We start from the raw sequence: 19495 nt of genomic DNA, 5'->3' as shown, positions 1-19495 counted from the left end.
TGCTCTCTCCTCAGCCCGGCTTGACCTCGCTGACCGCCGCCGCGCGCCACGGTACGGCGACCAGTCGACTGGACAACGGCCCCAGCAGCCTAGACGCGGCAGCAGGTGCTGGTGGGCCGAGCCGTGGGCACATGACCCGCTCTGCGGAGGCGGTTTGACGTCTACGGTGGGGGCATGGAGCAGGACCTCGACCCGGAGTTGCGGCGGCGGGTGACGCAAGCGCGGGTTGCCCGGCTCGCCACTGTCCGGCCCGATGGGCGTCCGCACATCGTGCCGATCACCTTCGCCGTCGGCCGCGGCACGATCGTCACGGCGATCGACCACAAGCCGAAAACGACCACCGCTCTCCAGCGGCTGAAGAACATCGCGGCGCGCCCGGTCGCCAGCGTCATCGTGGACCACTACGAAGACGACTGGTCACGCTTGTGGTGGGTCCGGGCGGACGGCACCGCACGGATCGTGGAGGCGGGAGCGGCTCGCGAGCAAGCGATCGAGCGGCTGGTCGAGAAGTACCCGCCGTACCGGGACACTGCCCCCCGCGGGCCCGTGATCGCCGTCACCGTCGAGCGCTGGGCGTCGTGGTCGCCCTGACCATCGCACCGGCTCGGCGCGGTGGATCGCTCCGGCGCCCCACAGCGGTGGAGACACCGGCCGTACCATGGCGGCGTGGAGAACCCCGCGCTCGCCTTCCGTCCAGGACCCGGTGCCGTCCCCGACGCGCCTGGGTGCTACCCGTGGCGTGACCGCTACGGACGCGTCGTCTACGTCGGCAAGGCGAAATCGCTCAAGCAACGGTTGGCGAACTACTTCCAGGGCTGGCACCTGATCCCGCCGCGCACGCAGGCGATGCTCGAGGCGGCACGGTCGGTCGAGTGGATCGTGGTGGGTGGCGAGGTCGAGGCGCTCCACCTCGAGTACAACCTCATCAAAGGAACACCGGCCGCGGTACAACGTCCGCTACCGCCACGACAAGAGGTAACCTGTACCTGGTGCTGACGACCTCGGAGGAGGTGCCGCGGGCACGCGTCATGCGCAACCCGAGGTCGCGGGCCGATCGGCGCTTCGGGCCCTACACCCACGCCTACGCGATCCGCGAGACGCTGGACCTGTTCCTGCGGGTGTTCCCGATGCGGTCGCGCTCGCAGGGCGTCTACGACCGCTGTGAGGGCACCGGCCGGCCATGTCTCTACTACCACAAGGCTGTCAGGCCAGGCGGCAGGTAGGAGGAGGTGGGAGGTAGCAGAACCGGTCGACCTCGGCGTCGGTGTTGTAGTAGTGCCCCAACGCGCTGGCGTACGGCATCGCAGTGGTTCTGGGCGGGAACGCCTCGGAGCGCGGATGGCTCATAATCGCCGGCGTTCTGGTTCTAGCGGACGGCAGGATCGCTGGGATGCTCGAGCACCAAAGTGGGCCTTGTGGATCGACCCGTCGACCACGACCTCGGACAGGTCGAGCCCCACGATGCGGTCGTAGGCGGCGATGGCCTCATCGGCCAGCGTCTCGAACACCCCCGGCGGTCACCCACTCGTCGCGTCGGCGCCGCAGCGTGGTCCCGCTCATCCCGCTCAGCGCCGCGGTGGTCCGCCACGAGCAGCCGGTGACCAGCCGCACCAGGAGCGCCTCGAAGCGGTCACGGTCGGCGATGCGGGGCTGGTGACAGCCCAGCGGATGCGCATCGGACGGCCTGGACGGCAGCAGCGGTTGCACGGCCGCCCACACGGCGTCGACGACCCCCCGGTGCCAGCGCCCGCATCCCACCCGGGAGGCAAGCACCCGGCCCGCCTACCCTGACCCGCAAGGAGCATCCTGTGACCGACCCTGGCATCGACCCCGGCGACCGACCCGCGGCCCGGCGCCGCTACCTCGACCTCGCCGCCCAGATCAGCGAACCGGGCTTCATCAGCCAGGGCAGCGTCACCCGACGGTTCACCACCTGCAGCACGCCCTCATGCCGCTGCCACGCCGACCCGCCGCAACGTCCCGGGCCCTACTACCAGGAGCCCGAAAAGTTGCCGGCAAGACCGTCACCCGCCGTCTCACTCCCCGCCAGGCCCAGCTGTACGAACAGTGGATCGCCAACCGACGTCACCTCGACGAGATCATCACGGCCATGGAAGACGTGTCACGCGAAGCCGCCGAACAGCTCCTGGACGACACCACACCGACCTGACAGCGCCCAACCGCTACCCTAGACCGGCTTTCTTCACGCACCCATTGGCGCAGTCCTTAGTCCCTGATAGTGAACCGCCTCGACTTGGTGGATGATGATTGGTGACGCCCCCGAGCTTGCACCATACGCTCATCGGCATGGACCCACAGGAGACAGCGGGCGAGTCCCGGATTGAATCGATACCGCTCACGCAATCGGCCGCGAGGTTTCTCCGTCGCCACTCGCAGATGATTCAGTTCTACTCAGACATGGCAAACCTGGCAGCGTGGGCTGACGAGCAAGAACGAGCCAACGTCAAGCTTTTGGCCTTAATTGATGAGGGCGACGCGATGTCAAGTGAGCGTCTTGAAAGCCTAGCGAAATCGACTCGTCATTTGGAGGCGGTGAAGCGCAATCGCGGCGTCATATTGGAGTCATTGATAAGTAATTCGGTCGACTCATTTTTGGCGTATATCGGTCAACTACTTGGGGAGATTTTTCGTGCCCGTCCAGAGACTTTGCGCTCGGGTCAGACGGTGCGCATTGACCAGGTACTCGAGTACGACGACCTTTCGGAACTCATCGACTGGCTCGCTGAAGAACGGGTCGTCACCCTTACATATAAGGGTTTTTACGACTTGCAGGCCGACTTGGAACGCGCTTTGGGTTTTACGCTGGTGCCCGATGAGGATGCGGTTCGCGAGATGATGTATTTCATCGAGGTAAGGAACCTGCTCGTCCACAATCTAGGCCTGATTAACCGACGGTTCCTGTCGCGAACGGGGGCCGACCTTCCCTTGGGGGCGCCTATACCAATTGATGCGTCTCTCACTCAGCGAATCGTCAAGACAGTCGGTGAAACGGCCCTTAGTATCGATGCGCGCACCTCGATGAAGTTTGGACTCAATAGAGTCGACGTTCATATCGCTCACTGGAGCAGTGGTCCAGTCTTGGTCGAGAAGGGCTCATAACCCACCGCGACGACGGGTGGAGCAGCTCGGCGCCCAGCAGGATGCGCTGATGCCGCCACTATCGGGAGAGGTGAAGACTCAGGGGGCTTCATGATCGATTCCTACGGCTCCTCCTATGGTCATTGGGTGTCTGACGGCTCGGCTTCACAGACACTCTCCGGTCGTTGTGTCGCCTGGAGCCGATCAGCCTGCCGCCGATGACAACCAGATAGCCCCGTTGGCGGAGTACTATGTGACGGACGGCGGCAATCAGTTACGTGCGCTCTGGGCCTGCGGACGTCGCCGTACCAGCCGCCCGCAACGGGGAATGTCGCGCGGTTCGCGTCCAGCTGCACGGCTCCTGAATGCGGTAGTCCGAGCGGCTCGCAAAACAAACGCCGCTACGGCCCGTCCCGGCTTCGGCCACCGCGGGTCCGGGAGTGTGGCGCTTATGCCGTGTTCCGCGTCGAACGTCATGCGCCAACTACCGCAGTTTCCCGGGACTCGTGTAGCCGGGCTGCCCCGCCCGAGACAACGTGCTCAGAACCCAGTGGTTGTGCGCGGGGCCAGGATGCGGCCACCGGAGCACAACGAGCATGAGACCATGACCGCGTCACGCCTATCACAGGGTGGGCGTTCAGACGATCAGAGCGAACGGCAACCTCGCGCGGACGCTTCACGGCGTTGCCATGAGCACTCGCCGAGGTGCCGCTGCCCGCGACGGGGCGGCGGCCGTTCGGGGCCGCCGCACCCTGGTCGTGATGGGTTGGATCATCGCTGCCGCCGCTGACAGTTCACGTGCATGAGATGTTGCGGTTCAGAGCCGCGAACGTGCCGTCGGGGTTCGCCTGCCAGATCCACGTGTGGAGGGTGTGGAACGGCGGTCCGCCCGGGTGGGGAGGATCGAAGGCCCGGCCGAACAAGGTGGCGGGCTTCATGCTCGCGTACTCCACGGCGACGAGGCGCAGGGACCCATTGCCCCGGCGGGCGTACACGAGGATGTTTGGGACCGTGGGTTGGAGCTCGCTCGCGTCCCCCGCGACCGAGCGGACGTAGTGGTACCCCATGTGCGGGACGCAGTCGGAACGGCGCACGTAGCCGTCCGCGACCGCACGCTCGATGTCGTGGTAGCGGGCCGTGGCTCGCCGCACCTCGGCCAGTTCCGCCTCGGCACCGGTCCCAGCGCCCGCTACCGCGGGGTTGGTCAGCGCGAGCGCAGCTGCCATCAATGGTGCGCCGAGGGGGACCCGGATGGCGCCGGACGGTCGCGACGTGGCTGGCAGGCGTCGCTGCGGTCCTGGCGATAGGTGCCGTGGTGGGCGTTGCGGTGCTTGTCGAGCCGCCCTTCGAGGCGGGGATGAACTTCGGCCGGCTGCTTATCAGTATCGCTGCGGTCGTTGCGGGAGGCGTCCTGCGCCGTGAGGGCGACACTCAGCGACTGGGGACCCTGCTAGGGATCGCCGGTGGGATCGGTCTGCTCGTTCCTCGTCGCACGCATCATGGTGAACGCGCTCGACGTCCTTCCCGGCGCAGTGGCCTTCGGCGTCTCCGTGGTATTCGGGCTCGCGTGGGGCATCGTCGGACTCCACATCCTCGGTGCCGTCGGAGCGCGGCCGGCGGTCCCGCGTACCTCATGACCAGACCGTGTCTGCGAATGGCGTAGGTGCGGAGACGAGCTCGCGAACGTGTGTGCCGCAGGGGGAAAGCGGTAGGTGGGGTTCGAGATGGCAACGCCGTATCGGGATAACGCCCGTAGGCCGTGATCGAAGCCGTGGATATGCGCGCCTCTCCGAGATGGCGAGGCGCGCATGATTCGGCCCCGGTTCGGTTGTCGGCGCGTGTCGGCGCCAACGCGACGGCTTCCTCAGACCGGGATCGAGTCGTACCGGCTGGCGATCTCGGCTCTGATCCCTGGGTCAGTGATGCTGTTCTCTGGAGTCGGCCGAGTTGCAGGAACATGTCCTCGAGTCCCCCGGGAGTGAACACTACGAGCAGCGTGCCACCGCCTGGCCCTGCCGCCATGACGTGGGGCGTGTCCCGGGGAACCATAAGGAAGGCGCCCTTGTCGGCCTGGAACCTGCGTTCTCCGCAAGCGAAGTCGAAGGTGCCTTCGAGTACGTAGAAGGACTCCTCCATGTGCCGGTGGACGTGGGGGACTGTCCATGCGCCTTCGGATCCGCGGAACTCAGCGATCCCGAACGTTCCGTTCGTTCGTGCCTTCGAGACGATGACCCGCATACAGACGATGCCGAGATCCGCGGACTCGCCGCGGCCGTCTTCCAGGAAGTAACCGTCCACCTCAGCCTGCTCCCTTCTGGGACTCCTTCAAGTCCGTCTCGATCCAGAGGGAGCGTCCTGCAGGCCGTGCCGTCCGGTCAATCCCAAAATCTGAACTTGCCTGGTTGATCGAGACCGCCGAGACTGTGCCCATGAAGAGTTACGGTCAGTACTGCCCGATCGCGCGGACGTCCGAACTGTTCGCGGAGCGGTGGACCCCGATCATCGTGCGCAACCTCGCGGCCGGGTGTCGCACCTTCACGGAGTTGCGGGACGGGGCGCCGGGGATCCCGAAGGCCCTTCTCGCGGAACGTCTCAGGCTGCTTGAGCGGCACGGCGTCGTCGTCAGCAGCCGCAAGGAGGACGGGCGGGGATCCGTGTACACGTTGACAGAGAGCGGCTGGGAATTGAAGGCCGTGTGCGACGCCATGGGAGCGTGGGGGTCGCGGTGGCTCGAACTGCAGCCACACCACCTCGACCCCGCCTACGTCCTGTGGGCTACGAGCCAACTCGTCGATCTCGACAAGGTTCCGCGGCGCGGGGTTGTGGTGCGCTTCGACTTGCAAGGTGAGCCCGTGCGGCGCTTCTGGATGGTCCTCCACCGCCCCCGCGCTGAGCTGTGCACATCACATCCGGGACGGACCGAGGACATGATCGTCACAACCGACGCCGAGACGCTCGCGCAGTGGAACCTCCGACGCACCACGTTCCAACAGATGGTGAGCTCGGGACGCTTCCACGCACAAGGGCCAACGGACCTGCAAAAGGCGTTCCCCACCTGGATACAACCCAGCCCGTTCGCGCACATCGCTCCAGCGCTCGAACGAAGACGACCGACCTGACCGAGGCCTCGTGAGCTGTGCTCCGTGACGGACACGTGACGACGGCGGTTTCGCGCGTTCCCGGCCGTCCGACGGGGAGCGGTAACCGCCCGAAGCGGGGACTCTCGCGCGGGGTCGGTTACGCACCGCCCTGTCGATGCGCCCAGACCACATCGTTGTGGGTGAGGTTCGCGGAGCCGAAGCCTTCGAGCTCACCAGAGCGGTCAACGCCGGCTGTGGGTTCGCGGTGACCGTGCACGCCAACGGGGCGCGTGACGCGCTCAACGCGCTGGTCAACGCCGCGATCATGGCCGGAGAGAACGTGACGGAAACGATCGTGAGGAAGGTGTTCGCGTCGGCGATCGACGTGGTGGTGCACCTCGACCGGGACGACATCAACCGAGCCGATCCCCGTCACGGCATCCGGCGGCAGGTGATGGAGATCCTCGCGCTCGTGCCCTCGCTGCACGCCGACTTCAGCACTGAACCGATCTTCGTGCGCCAGGAACTCGGCAAGCCGCTGGTGTGGACGGGTGCCGTCCCGCCCGCTGCGGAGCGCATGGAGCGGGCGCTCCCGGAGGGGTTCACGTTACGGGCGATCCTCGAGGGTCGGAGCTCGCCGCTATGAGCGGGACAACGGCACCAGGAGGGCCGCGGTGACGTTGCTGGCCGCGGCCATCACCGGCCTGTTCGTGTCGCTGGCCGTCGGGGCCGTGACCGGCAGCCTGCCTCACTTCGACCTCGGCCGCGGCCGGACGCCGACCCAGGTCAGCCGCCGCCAGCTGTGGTTGATCCAGGCCGGGGCGGACCTCACCCCACGCCAGTTCGCGGTCGGTTCGGTGGCCGCCGGTCTTGTGACGTTCGTGGTGGTCATGACCATCACTGGAGCACCGGCGGTCGCGATCGTGCCGGCCGTGGCCACCGGGATGCTTCCGCACACGTACTTCGCCCGGCGTCGCACCACGCGCCTGCGGGAGGTGCAGGAAGCCTGGCCGGACGGCATCCGCGAGCTCCTCGCCAGCATCTCGGCCGGGTTGTCGCTCAACCAGGCGGTCACGGCCTTGACGATCGGGGGACCGGAACCGCTGCGGCAGGCGTTCGTTCGCTACCCGGTGCTGTCGCGCCTGCTCGGCGTTGTCCCAGCTCTCGAGCTGGTCAAAGAGGAGCTCGCCGATCCCACCTCCGACCGGGTGATCGAGGTGCTGATCCTGGCGCACGAACGTGGCGGTCACATCCTCACCGAGATCCTGCGTGACCTGGCTGAGGCCACCACCAAGGATGTGCGCGCGTTGGAGGAGATCACCACGCAGAGCCTCGAGCAACGCATCAACGCGCGCGCCGTGTTCGTGCTGCCCTGGCTCGTGCTGCTGCTGTTGACCGCGCAGGCCGGCCACTTCCGGGATTTCTATCGGTCGCCAGCCGGGGTCATGGTCGTTCTGATCGGTGGTCTGCTGAGCCTGCTGGGCCTGTGGATCGTGGGGCGCCTCGGCCGCGATCAAGGCGAGGACCGGGTGTTCGGCGGCGGGGCGACCGTCTCGCGCCAGCTTCCGGAGGGGCAGACGTGACCGCCCCGCTGGGATGGGCGCTGTTCGCCGCGGTCGTGTCCGGCACCGCCGTGGCATTGGCCACATCGCTGCTGGTCCGTCCGACCCGCCGGCTCGCGGCACGAGTGCGTCCCTACACGGTCGCCAGCCGCACGAGCCTGGGGCGTAGCGCAGACGTGCTCTCGGTCGCAACGCCGGACGCGGCTCTGTCAGGCGGCACCATCCGGCGGTTGTTCGGCCCGCCGGTGCAGGCGCTGGCGGACCGACTGGGTCGTGTTGTCGACGCGTCCGGCGAGGAACGGCTGTTGTTGAAGCTCCGCCAGGCCGGCCTCCTCGTCGACGTGCCCGTCGAGCGGCGAGTGCAGGATTACCGGGTGCGGCAGCTTGGCAACGCCGCCGCGGGGGCGGCGATCGGGGTGGCGGTCGGCCTGGTGATCGGCGGGTCCCCGTCGGAGGTCCTGGTGGCCGGGGCGTTGGGTTTCGTGGTGGGAGTGACGCGTTGGCGGGGGCGGTTGGACCGCTGTATCGACGAGCGCCGCAACCGCATGCGGATCGAGCTGTACACGATCAACCAGCTGCTGGCGATGAACGTGCGCATCGGTGGGGGAGTCATCCAGGCGGTGCAGCGGGTGGTCGCGCGCGGCAACGGCGCGGTGGTCGACGAGCTCGCCGAGGTCCTGCGGGCCCACAGCACCGGACTGCGCGCCCCGGAGGCGTTCGCGCGCATGGCGCGTCTGACGCCGGAGCCCAACGCCGCACGGACCTACCGGCTGCTCGCGGCTGGCGCCGAGTTCGGCGCCGACCTCGCCGACGCGCTGCTGAGCTTGTCGGAGGACATCCGCGACGCCCGCCGAGAAGCGCTCAAGCGGACGGCGACCCGCCGCCGCGCCGCGATGCTCCTCCCGATCATCGCGATCCTCGCGCCGGTGATGCTGCTGTTCATCGCCGCGCCCCTGCCGTCACTGATCTTCGGGGTCCGCTGATGCAGGGCACAACAGGTCAAGAACTCGAGAGAAGGGATGCAACATGCAGCAGCTGATCACGGCGTTGCGACTCCGCCTGACGGGGTTGGCGACACAGTTCCGTGAGCGGGAGGACGGCTTCAGCACGGCGGAACTTCTGGGGAACGCGGCCATCGGGATCCTTGCGCTTCTCGTCATCTGGGGCGCCCTGCAAGCCGCCGGCGTGAGCATCATCGAGTGGATCACCAGCCAGATCACCAGCGGTGGTGGTGGCCAGGTCGGACGTTGACCCCTGCTGGTGAGGTCGGAGCCTGGCTGCTGGGGTCGATCCCGGCTTGGTGGTCGGAGCCTGGCTGCTGGGGTCGGAGCCCGGCTTGGTGGTCGGACCCTGACTGATGGACGCGCACGTTGACCCGCCGGTGACCGCCGTGATCGTTGTCCGGCAGGGACGGCGCCCACCTGCGGCCGCGTCCCACGGCCGGTGGCGGAGCGACGTCGGCGGCCACGCTGGCTTCGTGACGTTGCAGTACGTCCTGGCGGTGGGCCTGTCGCTCGTACTGCTGACCATGATCGCCAACCTTGCGGTGTTCCAGTACGGGCGGGGAGTGGTGCGAGCTGCCCTCGACGAAGGAGTCAGGGTCGGGTCGCGGGCGCCAGCCACCGTCCAGGAGTGCCAAGCACGCATCGCCGACGTCTTGAGCGATGGGCTGGACGGGACGCTGCGGCGGGGGGTGCGGACCAGCTGCGCGCAACAGGGCGGCCAGGTCCAGGCGGTGGCCGACGTCATCTTCCCGGCGTTCGCACCGGGTGTGGCCGACTGGGTTTTCCACGTCGAAGCAACGGCGGTCAAGGAGGGCAGCCCGTGATCGCCCGGCGACCGACGTCCCACGCGGATGCGCCGACCTCGTCGGACGCGGGCTCCGCGCCGCTCGAGCTGGCGCTGGGAGCGGGACTGCTGCTGTTCCCGGTTGCGATCCTGGCTCTGTCGTTCCCCGTCTGGGTCGAACGCCAGTCGATGGCGCAGGTCGCTGCGCAAGAGGCGGCCCGTGCCGCCGTCCTCGCCGAGGATCCCCGGACCGCGGCGGCGTCGGCGGTGGCGCTGGTCGCTCGGTCGGCCGCCAACCACCAGGTCGCGGCCGACGACGTCCGTGTCTGCTTCTCCGTCCACGCGGTCGGATCGCCCCCTGGCGCGTGTACGGGGTTGACGGGGCTGCCGCGCGGCGCCGCCGTCACCGCCCACGTGACAGTGAGGTTGCCGACGCTGCCGTTCCCGGGCCTGCGCACGGCCGTGGGCGCCGTGAACTACACGGTGCGGCACACCGAGCAGGTCGACACCTACCGCGGCTTCGGCGAGGTCGGACCGTGACGGGCGCCGCGCCTTCCCGTGGCGGCGAAGGCGGCAGCATCACCCTGTGGATGCTGGGCCTGTGTGTGGTCGTGCTGTTCTTGGGCGGCATCAACCTGGACCTGTGGCGTGTCTTCACCGCCCGTCGGGACCTGGCCGGGTGGGTGGACGGGGCGGCCGTGGCCGGCGCGTCAGCGATCGACGTGGACGTGTACCGAGCGACCGCCACGGCACGGCTGGATCCTGCCGCCGCCGAGGAGCGTGCGTGCCGTTACCTGGCGACGCACGCTGACCCGTTCCCCGGGTGCGGGGGCGTGCGCGCCACAGCCAGCGTCATCGAGGTGGCGGCGTCCCGCCAGGTCGACCTCACACTGATGCGCATCCTCATGCCCGGTCAGCCGCCGCTGACCATCGACGTCGCTGCCCACGTCGAACCGAGGAGGAGTTGAGGTGAGCCGTGTGCGGCTTGTGGCCGCGGGGGGTTTCATCGCCGTGCTTGCGGCCGCGCTGGTTGTCGTCCTGGTGCGGGGTTCGCAGACTTCCGCCGAGCGGCGCCCCTCGGCGCAGCTCAGCCCGTCGCCGACACCGTCGGTGGAGGTGGCGAGCGTCCCGGAAGGTGACTACCCGACGCCGGCGAACACCGGGGAGGCGACCTCCGAGGACGACTTCGAGCGGATCTTCCGAGAGATCGCCGCTTTCCGGACCTGGCTCTACCGCAACCCCCACCCGGAGCTGGCCTCTTTGATCTACGACCCGGGATGCGACTGCTACGACCTATTCACAACTCAGCTACAAGCGTTGAGTGGACATGACGCGCGCTACGACGATGCGGGCACACAGGTCCATTCCATCGCGGTCGCGCACCGAGTAGACGACTACATGGTGTTACTCGAGGTTGTCACCAGCCACGGTATGCAGCGCGTCGTCGACTCGGAAGGGCAGGTCGTCGAAACCGGTGTGGGATGGGAGACACGCCAGGAGATGTACACGCTCGTCCGCGGAGCCGATGGTCGATGGCGAGTCGTACATGTGGCGCTGGGGGGCCCTGCAGAGGAAAACTCCGCACGATGAGCCGCAGGTCAGCACTTCTGATTGTCGGGGTGTTGATGCTTGCGGCGACTGCCGCTTTCTCGCCCGCGCCAGTGTGGGGAGATGGGAAGCTGGCCGCCGGCGACGCCGTACTCAGTGATTTCGGTGTTTCCGTGGGCGTACGCGGGGGAACTTCAGGGATCGACCACAACCGGCCACTGCCGCAGCGGTACCGCTACGAGTACGACGGCCCCATCGTCTATCAGATCGCCCCCCTCGGATACGTCTGGCCGTGCAAGGAGGACGAAGAACTGTATTTCCGCGTCCGCCTTGATACGACCACCGGCCGGAGACAATACACGGGCGAGGTTTGCTTTGGGCCGTCGGAGCCTCCGCCTGCCGGCGATCCGGAGCCGCCCACGTACCGCGAGGTGTGGGAGCGGGTTCCGATCGTCGCCCCGTCGATCGGGGTCAATCCGCGCGTGGATGGGTTGACCGGGCTGGAGACATGGCTGTGGGTCGAGCCCCAGGAGCCGGTGACCGCGACGGTCACGTTGAACGGCTACACGGTTGCGGCCACGGCCTGCCCCGTGGGGTACGTATGGCACGTTGAGGGGCGCACCTACGAACGCTCGGAGCCGGGCAGCGAGGAGCGTCCCGCGGTTCGCCACATCTTCGAGCGCTCCGGAGACTACGTGGTGGGCCTGGAGACGGTGTGGGAGGGCTCGTTCTCCATGACCGGTCACGACCTGCCAGCGGTGGACGGGACACTGGGTACTCGCGCGTGGCGGTCCGAGCGCCCCTACCACGTGGCTTCGATCCGCAGCGTGCTGATCCGGTGAAACAGTTGACGAGCAGCTGGTCCCATCCTCGTGAGGGCGAACCGCCTCACAGCGTCAACAGCTCCGCGCTGCAACCCGTACGGACTCTGTCCGCGCGCGCGTGGGGTGGTGGCATCACGACAAGAGCGAGTACGAGGCCGGTGCCGGCCAGGTGGAGGGGAAGGGGTGCTCCTCCAGCGCCGTCGTGGCGATGAGAGCGCATCGGCGGGTTGGATCAGCAGCACCATGGAGGTGAGTGCGGCGCGACCACGGCGACCTGCAGGTTCGCCAGCACGGTCGCCAGGCCCGCACCGACGGCTTCGGTCGGTACGCGACGAGGACCTCAGATAGAGCTGTCACCGAGCCGGCTGGCCCTCGCACAACGCCTGTCGGCTGACACGGCCATGGCACAGGCCACGGTCATCGCGGCCGGCGAGTTCCACCGGCTCGACGTCTGCGCCGGCGAGAAGTGTGATGACGTCTACATCGACACGTCCCGGAGCCGTTCGCGTCGCTTCTGCAGCCCAGCCACCTGCGGCAACCGGGCGAGTGTCGCCGCCTACCGCGCGCGTCAGCGCGGGCAACGGCACAGCCAACGTGGTCGGTGACGCGCGGACGTCGCGGCTGTTGACAGTCCGATGTCTGGTTGTTCTCGCCCGCGGGAACAACCGTTGACACGGCCGGTGGATCGGTGATCCGGACCCGCCCCGCGGTTACGCAGCGTAACCTGTACCGACGTCCCCGGTGACGATGCGGGACGGCAGGAGTCACGATGGAACGCCAGGATTCGGTCGCATCCCGCCTCGGGGGCGCACTCATCGACGCGCGCGCGGCGGACGTCGGCGCGGCCCGCGAAAGGGCCCGGCAGCGGCGGCTCACGGCGTTGGCCCTCGTCGTGGGCGCGCCCACCGTGTACCTGTGGGCACGCATCCTGCGCGGCGACCCGGTCAACTTCTTCCGGACCCCGCAGCTCCCCGACGACTGGGTGATCTACCTCATCCCACTGCTGTTGATCGTGGCCCTCACCGCGGTCATCGCGATGCCGGTCCTGTCGGGGCGGTCCCCGCACGTTCTCTACCGCCCCGAGCAGATCGACGTCACGTTCGACGACGTCAAGGGCCTGGACACGATCGTCGACGAGGTCGTCAAGACCCTCAACACCTTCCTGGGCTACGCCATGTACCGGGACCGGCTCGGCGGCAACCCACGGCGAGGGCTGCTGTTCGAGGGCCCACCAGGGACCGGCAAGACCCACCTCGCCAAGGCGATGGCCCGCCATGCGGGTGTGCCGTTCCTGTTCGTGTCCGCCACCAGCTTCCAGTCGATGTGGTACGGGGCGACCGCCCGGAAGCTCCGCAGCTACTTCCGGCAGCTTCGGAAGGTGGCACGTCGCGAGGGTGGCGCGATCGGCTTCATCGAGGAGATCGATGCGATCGGCGCGACCCGCAGCGGGCTGAACGCCACCCCACTGGCGGACGTGGCCCGCACCGGCGCCACGGCCGGTGACGCCCACCCCCGGCTCCAGGTCAGCCCGGTCGTCAGCGAGGGCACCGGCGGGGTCGTGAACGAGCTCCTGGTCCAACTGCAGTCGTTCGACGCCCCGCCGGCCGGCGACCGGATGTGGAACGGGCTCGCCGCGGCACTCAACGCCTTCCTCCCCGCCCACCGCCAGATCAGCAAACGCAAGCCGGGCTACACCAACATGCTGCTGATCGCCGCGACCAACCGCGCCGACAACCTCGACCCGGCGCTGGTGCGCCCCGGGCGGTTCGACCGGCGTCTGACCTTCGAGCTGCCCGCCAAGCAGGCTCGCCGAGAGCTGATCGACTACTTCCTGGGTCGCAAGTCCCACGCCGCCGAGCTCGACGACGAGCGACTCCGCGAACAGCTCGCCGGGCAGACGTTCGGTTACACGCCGGTGATGATCGAGCACCTCCTGGACGAGGCGCTGGTCCTCGCGATCAAGGATGGCCGCGACGGCCTGGGTTGGAACGACGTGCAGGAGGCACGCCTGACCGAGGAGATCGGCCTGAAGAACCCGGTGGAGTACACCGAACGTGAACGCCGCCGGGTCGCCACGCACGAGGCCGGGCACGCCACCGTGGCGTACCTCAGCGGCACCCGGCGGCTGGAGGTCCTGTCCATCGTCAAGCGGCGCGAATCCCTCGGGCTGCTGGCCCACGGCGACCTCGACGAGGAGTACACGCGGTCACGCAGCGAGATGGAGGCGCTCGTCGACATCGCCATGGGCGGGATGTGCGCCGAGGAGCTGTGGCTGGGAGACGTCAGCACCGGCCCCGGCGGCGACCTGGTCTTCGCCACCCGCGTCGCCTGCGAGATCGTCGGGTCGGTGGGGATGGGATCGTCGCTGGTGTCGTTGGCTGCGGTCGAGAACAGCTCGTTCAACGACACCAACCTGGTGGGACGGGTCATCGCCGACCCGGTCACTCGCCCGCAGGTGGAGCGCATGCTCGCCCAGTCCAAGGCCAAGGTCCGAGCGTTACTGGACGCCAACCGCCATCTCGTCGAGGCGCTCCGCGACGCGCTGCTCGACCGTGACGAGCTGATCGGCGACGACATCATCGCGGTCCTGGAGGCGGCCGGTCCTCGGGTACTCGAGGGCATCCGGATCGAGCGGCGCCGTGAGGACCGTCGACGCCACGACTGGTTGGCCGAGCCCGTGAGCTCCAACGGCGGCTGACGCAACCCAACACCAGCAGCGCCGGCGGGGCCTGCAGCGCGACGGCGAGCCGGGCAGCAGCAGGCTCCAGCAAGACCAGCTCGGCGAGGAGGACAGTCACGGCGACCGGCGCCAGGGCGGCAGCGCCGACCCGCGACGGTGGCCACCGCCGCCCACCGGTTCGGCGTCGCGTCACGGCGTCGGTGTGCCCCACGCGGCCGCGGCGGGTCGGGGCGCTGCCGTCGCCCCGACCGCGCTCGCCGTCGGCTGGAGCGACGGGCGCGGTGGCGATCGGCGCAGCTGCACGGAAACGATCGCCGGCCGGGGTCGGCAACACCCGGATGGGCGGGACACCGAACGTCGCGGCCGGTGACGTCTCGGCGGCCACGGGACCGCGCCCCGCTGGCGGCTCATCCAACGCCTCCCGCAGTGCCGCGGCGAACGCCGCGACGCCCTGGTACCGGTCGCGGGGATGGCGGGCCAGCGCCCGTTGCACCACCGCCGCCACCTGTGGACGGACCTGCGGGGCCAGGCTGCGCAGGTCGGCGTGGTCACCGCGATCGGCGCGGTCGACCACCTCGTGCGCCGTGGCTCCCTTTAGCGGCGGGACACCGGCCAGTGCCTCGAAGCAGGTGACCGCCAGCCCGTACAGGTCGTTGGTCGGATGGGGCTGGGGATGGTCGAGCAGCGCCGGGTCGAGGTAGGTCGCCGCCCCGACGGTCGGCTGATCGCCGCCGGCGGACCGCCACCGGGCGGCCCCGAAGTCGGCCAGGAGCGGCTCGCCGCTGCCGGAGAACACGACGTTGGCGGGCTTGACCTCGCCGTGGACGACGCCGAGGGCGTGGGCGGCCTGCAGAGCCGAAGCGATCGCCAGAATCACCGTGGCGAGCCGCTCCTGGGTCAACCGCCCGGCCCGACCGAGCTCATCGGCGAGCGACCCGCCCGCGGCGTAGGCGAACACCAGCGCCACGCCCTGGTCCTCGGGAGCCACCTCCAGCAGGGGCACGATGTTGGGGTGCCCAAGCGCCCCGAGCACCTCGGCCTCGCGCACGGCCGTGGCCACGTCGACGCAACCAGCGTGGTGCAGGCGCTTGACCGCGACGGTCCGGCCATCGCCGCCGCGCTGCCGTGCGCGGTAGACCACTCCGTTGGCGCTCCGGCCGATCTCGGCTTCCAGCACGTACCGCAGCAGCAGCGTCACGGTTTCACCCTCCCGCCATCCGTGCGACGTCGGGTGTCACAGGCGCCAGTCCGGACACCGTGACGCCATCGTCGATACGGACTCTGACGGCGTAGTGCAGGACGGTGACGTTCCCGCGCACGTCCGTGGCCGCGACCTCCGCCACGGCCACACCGCGTCGGGTGTCGGTGTGGACGCCGCGGAGGCTGACTCGGTGGTAGGGCGGCGCGTCGAAGGTCGGCAGAGCCGCGCCCGGCGCCAACAGATCAGTGACGTCCCCGTCGCCGGTGAGGACGGCGCGCACCACCCTGGCGACCGCGTCCGTCACCGGTCCGGCGGTGGGCTCGGTCAGTGCAGGCGCTGCGGGCGTCGCGGATGCCCTCGGCGGGGGCACTTCCGCGGGGAGCGCCGCGGCCGCCAGGCGGCCACCGTCGTCCAGCACCCCGACCCGGTAGTAGCGCCGTCCGCCGTCGCGCCACCCGTCGTCTGTGGCCTGCAGCACGTCGGCGACCACCGTCACCGCCCACCCAGCGGTGTCCGGACGGATCTCCACCGCCGCCGCCCGGCTGACGTAGCGGCGGCCGGGGACGACGCCGCGCAGGTCGACGTCACCACCGTAGAAGGGAGCGAGCGCCTGTTCGGATCCTTCGCCCGCCTCGCCGAGCCACACCACGACGAAGAGCTCGGCGAAGCCGGCGACGCCTGGAACGGCGTCCGTCGAGGCTGCAGGCGCGGTTGGCGCGGCGAACGGGCCGCGGCCGGCGACCGCGAACGCCGCCACCACCAGCCACGCCAGGATCGCGGCGGCGTTGATCGCAGTCACGCCCCGCCGCCGGGCTGCGGGCGCCGGCGCGGTCGCCGGGCGGGGACGGACGGTGCCCGCGACGCCGGCGGGATCGGCGACGGTCCCGCTCATCGCGGATCCTCGCCCGGTGACGGCAGCACCACCTGTTCGCCGGGGTGGATCAGGTCCGGATCGCCGGACCGCAGCGTCGCTCGGTTGGCGTCGATGACCCGCACCCAGTATCGGGCGACCTCGCCGTCGGACAGCTGCCGCACCGGTCGGCCGCGCGCGGCGGCGAGCGTCCGGGCAGAGATCGACCACAGGTTGTCTTCCGACCGGACGGTGTACACGGTCGTGTCCGCCGTCGTGCTCGGCACGCGAACCTCCGAGGTTCCCCCGGGCCGCGCATGGAGCACCGGGTCGTGATCCGCAGCGGCCTCGTCGTCGGTGCCTGCAGGCGGAGGCTGGGGCCGCGGTGCGCGGTCGGGGCGGTCGGGGGGCATGACCGACGGTGGTGGTGGCCAGGTCTCGTCGGCACGAGGGGCGTCGGCGTCGGTCGCCGGTCGAGGTGGTGGCCAGGTCTCGTCGGTACGAGGGGCGTCGGCGTCGGTCGCCGGTCGAGGTGGTGGCCAGGTCTCGTCGGTACGAGCGGCGTCGGCGTCGGTCGCCGGTCGAGGCGGTGGCCCCGGTGGGGCGACCACCAGCCGACCGTCGTCGAGGACGACGACCGGCGGCGGGCCGTCCGCGGCGCCGGCCGCGGCCGGCAGCCCGCTCAGCGCGCCAGCGAGGCCGAAGACGACGGCGCGGTCGGCCAGGCGACGGACGGCAGCCGGGGTGAGGCGGCGGGTGAGTCGTGCCGCCGTCGAGCGCGATCGTCGTGTCGCGACGTACGCCAGCGTGGTCGCCAGCAGCCAGTACGCGCACGCGAGCGCAACGACACGCGCGGTGGCGGCCACCGCGTCCTCAGGTCGGACGGTGGCGAGCCACAGCGGGAGGTCACCCCACTGGATCGCCAGCCACGGGAGGTGGCCCAGCCGGTGCAGGCCCAGTACCGCGGCGACCTCGGCCACGACGAGTGCGGGGACCCCGATCCGCTCCATGGCCGCACGCTACGCCGCGGAGGACACCGTCGTCAAGCTTCATGCAGTGTTATACCGTGTTGCGCCGTCGGTGAGGGGCGACCCGCCGCGCTGGTACGCTGCCGCCATCGCCAGCGGAGGTCCGATGCCGCGCGTCGCGATCGACGTCATGCTCAAACCCGAGATCCTCGATCCCCAGGGTCGGGCGGTGGAGCGCGCGCTGCCAGGGCTCGGCTACGGCGACGTCAGCCGTGTGCGGGTCGGGAAGCACCTGGAGCTGGAGATCGACGCCGCCACCGACGAACTGCCTGCCCACGTCGACCGTCTCTGCGCGGACTTCCTCACCAACCCGGTCATCGAGACCTACACCTGGCGGGTGCTGGAGTAGACCTGTGACGAGCCTGCGCTCCCGCACCCGTTCCGGACCGGGCGGAGTCGATGACGGCCTGCCGAGCGATCCCACCGGCGCCCCGCTGCTGCACCGCTGGTTCGCCATCGCGGTGGTGGTCCTGATCCCGGTCGGCGTCGGCGTGGTGATCTGGGCGTTCCTTTCGATCTCGCGTCCGCAGATCGACCCGGCCGCCCGCCGCCCGCCGGGGAACGCCACCGTCACGCACGAGCGCGGTGACGCCACCCTCAACCGGATCCGCACCGCCGAGCCCGGCCCCGACTGCGCCGCGGGGATCACCCTGGTCGGTGACGAATCGGCCCGCGCCACCAGCCGTCGGGCGCTCAGCGCCGTGTGCCAGCTGCTGCAGCGACCCGACCTGGGGGTGGCGCGCACGGGCCTCGAGCGGTGGGCAGCGTCCAACGGGATGCTGCGGATCGCGGTGTTCGAGCTGACCGGCGTGGAGTCGAGCGCCCGCGTCGAAGACGGCGCCACCGTCGTCGAGATCAACGCCAAGTTCCAGTTCGAGCCCGGCGCCCGAGCCGCCCCCGCGATCATCCACGAGCTCGTCCACCTCGGCCAGGGCTTCCCGGGCCGTCCCGTCACCGCCCGCGACGAGCTCGCCGCCGTCCAGGCGCAACACCTGGGGTGCGAACGGTTGGCGCTGGGGGACAACCCGCCCCGTGGCTGCAGCGACGTCCGAGAGCTCCTCACCGAGCCCGACCCGCTCCACAGCATCCGACGGGCCGGTTACCCACGGGAGTAGCGACGTTGCAGATCGGCGTGATCACCTTCCCCGGGTCGCTCGACGACCGCGACGCGCGCGCGGCTTGCGAGCTGGCCGGTGCAGACGCGGTCGAGCTGTGGCACGCCGACCGCGACCTCAAGGGCGTCGACGCCGTGGTCCTGCCCGGGGGGTTCTCCTACGGCGACTACCTGCGCACCGGCGCGGTCGCGCACCTGGCACCGATCATGGCGGCGGTCAAGGACTTCGCCGCTGCGGGCGGTCCCGTCCTCGGCATCTGCAACGGGTTCCAGATCCTGTGCGAGGCGGACCTCCTCCCCGGCGCGCTGCTGATGAACGAGGGACTGCGGTTCGTGTGCCGCGAGGTCGAGGTGGTCCTGGAAGCCACCTGCGCCTGGACGGCGGACCTGCCCCCCGGGACCCGGCTGCGTCTGCCCGTCAAGCACGGCGAGGGCCGCTACCACGCCGAACCCGCCACCCTCGACCGACTCGAAGCTGAGGGTGGGGTGCTGATGCGGTACGCCGCTGGGCACAACCCCAACGGCTCGGTTCGCGACATCGCGGGCGTGGTCAACGCTGGCCGCAACGTCGCGGGTCTGATGCCCCACCCCGAGCACGCCACCGACCCGTCGCTGGCGTTCGGCACCGACGGGCGACGCATCTTCGCCAGCGTGCTCGCCCACCTGCGCCAGGCACCCGTGGACTGACCTGCGCCCACGCGTAGCCTGCACCGACGTCCCG

The 19495-nt window shown here is 69.7% G+C and carries 23 protein-coding genes and 1 pseudogene; 19 read left to right on the top strand and 5 right to left on the bottom strand.

Annotated features, from left to right (window positions below):
* Nucleotides 1–174: 174 nt before the first annotated feature.
* Both KY462_04105 and KY462_04100 read left to right on the top strand, forming a co-directional pair.
* A complete protein-coding gene (locus KY462_04105; GenBank protein MBW3576919.1) occupies nucleotides 175–591 on the top strand; it encodes a TIGR03668 family PPOX class F420-dependent oxidoreductase in 417 nt (138 codons plus the stop codon).
* Between the two features lie 75 nt (nucleotides 592–666).
* A pseudogene (locus KY462_04100) lies at nucleotides 667–1223 on the top strand (GIY-YIG nuclease family protein).
* Between the two features lie 262 nt (nucleotides 1224–1485).
* On the opposite strand, the gene KY462_04095 reads toward KY462_04100, so the two are convergent.
* A complete protein-coding gene (locus KY462_04095) occupies nucleotides 1486–1773 on the bottom strand; it encodes a transposase (protein MBW3576918.1) in 288 nt (95 codons plus the stop codon).
* Between the two features lie 175 nt (nucleotides 1774–1948).
* Here KY462_04095 and KY462_04090 point away from each other — a divergent pair, with 175 nt between their 5' ends.
* Both KY462_04090 and KY462_04085 read left to right on the top strand, forming a co-directional pair.
* Nucleotides 1949–2170, top strand: coding sequence for a hypothetical protein (locus tag KY462_04090; protein MBW3576917.1), 222 nt, complete (start codon nucleotides 1949–1951; stop codon nucleotides 2168–2170).
* Nucleotides 2171–2271: 101 nt separating this feature from the next.
* Entirely contained in the window at nucleotides 2272–3120 is an 849-nt protein-coding gene (locus KY462_04085) for a hypothetical protein (GenBank protein MBW3576916.1), read from the top strand.
* Nucleotides 3121–3893: 773 nt separating this feature from the next.
* Here KY462_04085 and KY462_04080 read toward each other — a convergent pair.
* Nucleotides 3894–4325 (bottom strand): hypothetical protein, encoded by a 432-nt coding sequence (locus tag KY462_04080; protein ID MBW3576915.1) that lies wholly within the window; start codon nucleotides 4323–4325, stop codon nucleotides 3894–3896.
* 271 nt (nucleotides 4326–4596) lie between these two features.
* Nucleotides 4597–5397, bottom strand: a complete 801-nt coding sequence (locus KY462_04075) for a cupin domain-containing protein (protein ID MBW3576914.1) — start codon at nucleotides 5395–5397, stop codon at nucleotides 4597–4599.
* Nucleotides 5398–5528: 131 nt separating this feature from the next.
* Between KY462_04075 and KY462_04070 the strand changes: the two genes are divergently transcribed.
* From KY462_04070 to KY462_04015, 12 genes are all read left to right on the top strand, one after another.
* Nucleotides 5529–6218, top strand: a complete 690-nt coding sequence (locus KY462_04070; protein ID MBW3576913.1) for a winged helix-turn-helix transcriptional regulator — start codon at nucleotides 5529–5531, stop codon at nucleotides 6216–6218.
* Between the two features lie 136 nt (nucleotides 6219–6354).
* Complete coding sequence (locus KY462_04065; GenBank protein MBW3576912.1) at nucleotides 6355–6825, top strand: CpaF/VirB11 family protein; 471 nt, start codon at nucleotides 6355–6357, stop codon at nucleotides 6823–6825.
* A gap of 28 nt (nucleotides 6826–6853) precedes the next feature.
* Nucleotides 6854–7762: a type II secretion system F family protein gene (locus tag KY462_04060; GenBank protein ID MBW3576911.1), complete on the top strand. Its 909-nt coding sequence runs from the start codon at nucleotides 6854–6856 to the stop codon at nucleotides 7760–7762.
* The gene (locus tag KY462_04055) at nucleotides 7759–8724 is read left to right on the top strand and encodes a type II secretion system F family protein (GenBank protein ID MBW3576910.1); all 966 of its coding nucleotides are present in this window, start codon (nucleotides 7759–7761) and stop codon (nucleotides 8722–8724) included. The genes KY462_04060 and KY462_04055 overlap by 4 nt, the downstream gene beginning before the upstream one ends.
* A gap of 43 nt (nucleotides 8725–8767) precedes the next feature.
* Nucleotides 8768–8992 carry a hypothetical protein gene (locus KY462_04050; GenBank protein MBW3576909.1) on the top strand — a complete coding sequence of 75 codons (225 nt, stop codon included), beginning with the start codon at nucleotides 8768–8770 and terminating at the stop codon, nucleotides 8990–8992.
* 106 nt (nucleotides 8993–9098) lie between these two features.
* A complete protein-coding gene (locus KY462_04045) occupies nucleotides 9099–9569 on the top strand; it encodes a hypothetical protein (protein ID MBW3576908.1) in 471 nt (156 codons plus the stop codon).
* Nucleotides 9566–10069 (top strand): hypothetical protein, encoded by a 504-nt coding sequence (locus KY462_04040; protein MBW3576907.1) that lies wholly within the window; start codon nucleotides 9566–9568, stop codon nucleotides 10067–10069. The genes KY462_04045 and KY462_04040 overlap by 4 nt, the downstream gene beginning before the upstream one ends.
* Nucleotides 10066–10497, top strand: a complete 432-nt coding sequence (locus KY462_04035; protein MBW3576906.1) for a Tad domain-containing protein — start codon at nucleotides 10066–10068, stop codon at nucleotides 10495–10497. Before KY462_04040 ends, KY462_04035 begins: the two co-directional genes overlap by 4 nt.
* 1 nt (nucleotide 10498) lies before the next feature.
* Complete coding sequence (locus KY462_04030; GenBank protein MBW3576905.1) at nucleotides 10499–11119, top strand: hypothetical protein; 621 nt, start codon at nucleotides 10499–10501, stop codon at nucleotides 11117–11119.
* A gap of 131 nt (nucleotides 11120–11250) precedes the next feature.
* On the top strand, nucleotides 11251–11919 hold the full coding sequence (locus tag KY462_04025) for a hypothetical protein (GenBank protein MBW3576904.1): 669 nt from the start codon (nucleotides 11251–11253) through the stop codon (nucleotides 11917–11919).
* Nucleotides 11920–12302: 383 nt separating this feature from the next.
* Nucleotides 12303–12506, top strand: a complete 204-nt coding sequence (locus KY462_04020; GenBank protein ID MBW3576903.1) for a CGNR zinc finger domain-containing protein — start codon at nucleotides 12303–12305, stop codon at nucleotides 12504–12506.
* A 164-nt stretch (nucleotides 12507–12670) separates the two neighbouring features.
* On the top strand, nucleotides 12671–14599 hold the full coding sequence (locus tag KY462_04015; GenBank protein ID MBW3576902.1) for an AAA family ATPase: 1929 nt from the start codon (nucleotides 12671–12673) through the stop codon (nucleotides 14597–14599).
* 1184 nt (nucleotides 14600–15783) lie between these two features.
* Here KY462_04015 and KY462_04010 read toward each other — a convergent pair.
* Together KY462_04010 and KY462_04005 are read right to left on the bottom strand one after the other, a co-directional pair.
* Nucleotides 15784–16674: a conjugal transfer protein gene (locus KY462_04010; protein MBW3576901.1), complete on the bottom strand. Its 891-nt coding sequence runs from the start codon at nucleotides 16672–16674 to the stop codon at nucleotides 15784–15786.
* A complete protein-coding gene (locus KY462_04005) occupies nucleotides 16671–17642 on the bottom strand; it encodes a hypothetical protein (protein ID MBW3576900.1) in 972 nt (323 codons plus the stop codon). The genes KY462_04010 and KY462_04005 overlap by 4 nt, the downstream gene beginning before the upstream one ends.
* 124 nt (nucleotides 17643–17766) lie before the next feature.
* Here KY462_04005 and purS point away from each other — a divergent pair, with 124 nt between their 5' ends.
* From purS to purQ, 3 genes are read left to right on the top strand one after another with little or no spacing between them, the layout of a single operon-like run.
* The gene (gene purS / locus KY462_04000; GenBank protein ID MBW3576899.1) at nucleotides 17767–18009 is read left to right on the top strand and encodes a phosphoribosylformylglycinamidine synthase subunit PurS; all 243 of its coding nucleotides are present in this window, start codon (nucleotides 17767–17769) and stop codon (nucleotides 18007–18009) included.
* Between the two features lie 4 nt (nucleotides 18010–18013).
* Nucleotides 18014–18775 (top strand): hypothetical protein, encoded by a 762-nt coding sequence (locus KY462_03995; protein MBW3576898.1) that lies wholly within the window; start codon nucleotides 18014–18016, stop codon nucleotides 18773–18775.
* A 5-nt stretch (nucleotides 18776–18780) separates the two neighbouring features.
* Nucleotides 18781–19461 carry a phosphoribosylformylglycinamidine synthase subunit PurQ gene (purQ, locus tag KY462_03990; GenBank protein MBW3576897.1) on the top strand — a complete coding sequence of 227 codons (681 nt, stop codon included), beginning with the start codon at nucleotides 18781–18783 and terminating at the stop codon, nucleotides 19459–19461.
* The last annotated feature ends 34 nt before the right edge of the window (nucleotides 19462–19495 follow it).

The organism is Actinomycetota bacterium (genome assembly GCA_019347675.1).
In the GTDB taxonomy this organism is placed as follows: domain Bacteria; phylum Actinomycetota; class Nitriliruptoria; order Nitriliruptorales; family JAHWKO01; genus JAHWKW01.
The sequence above is the reverse complement of the archived record's forward strand: the minus strand, read 5'-3'. Positions and strand labels throughout refer to the sequence as shown.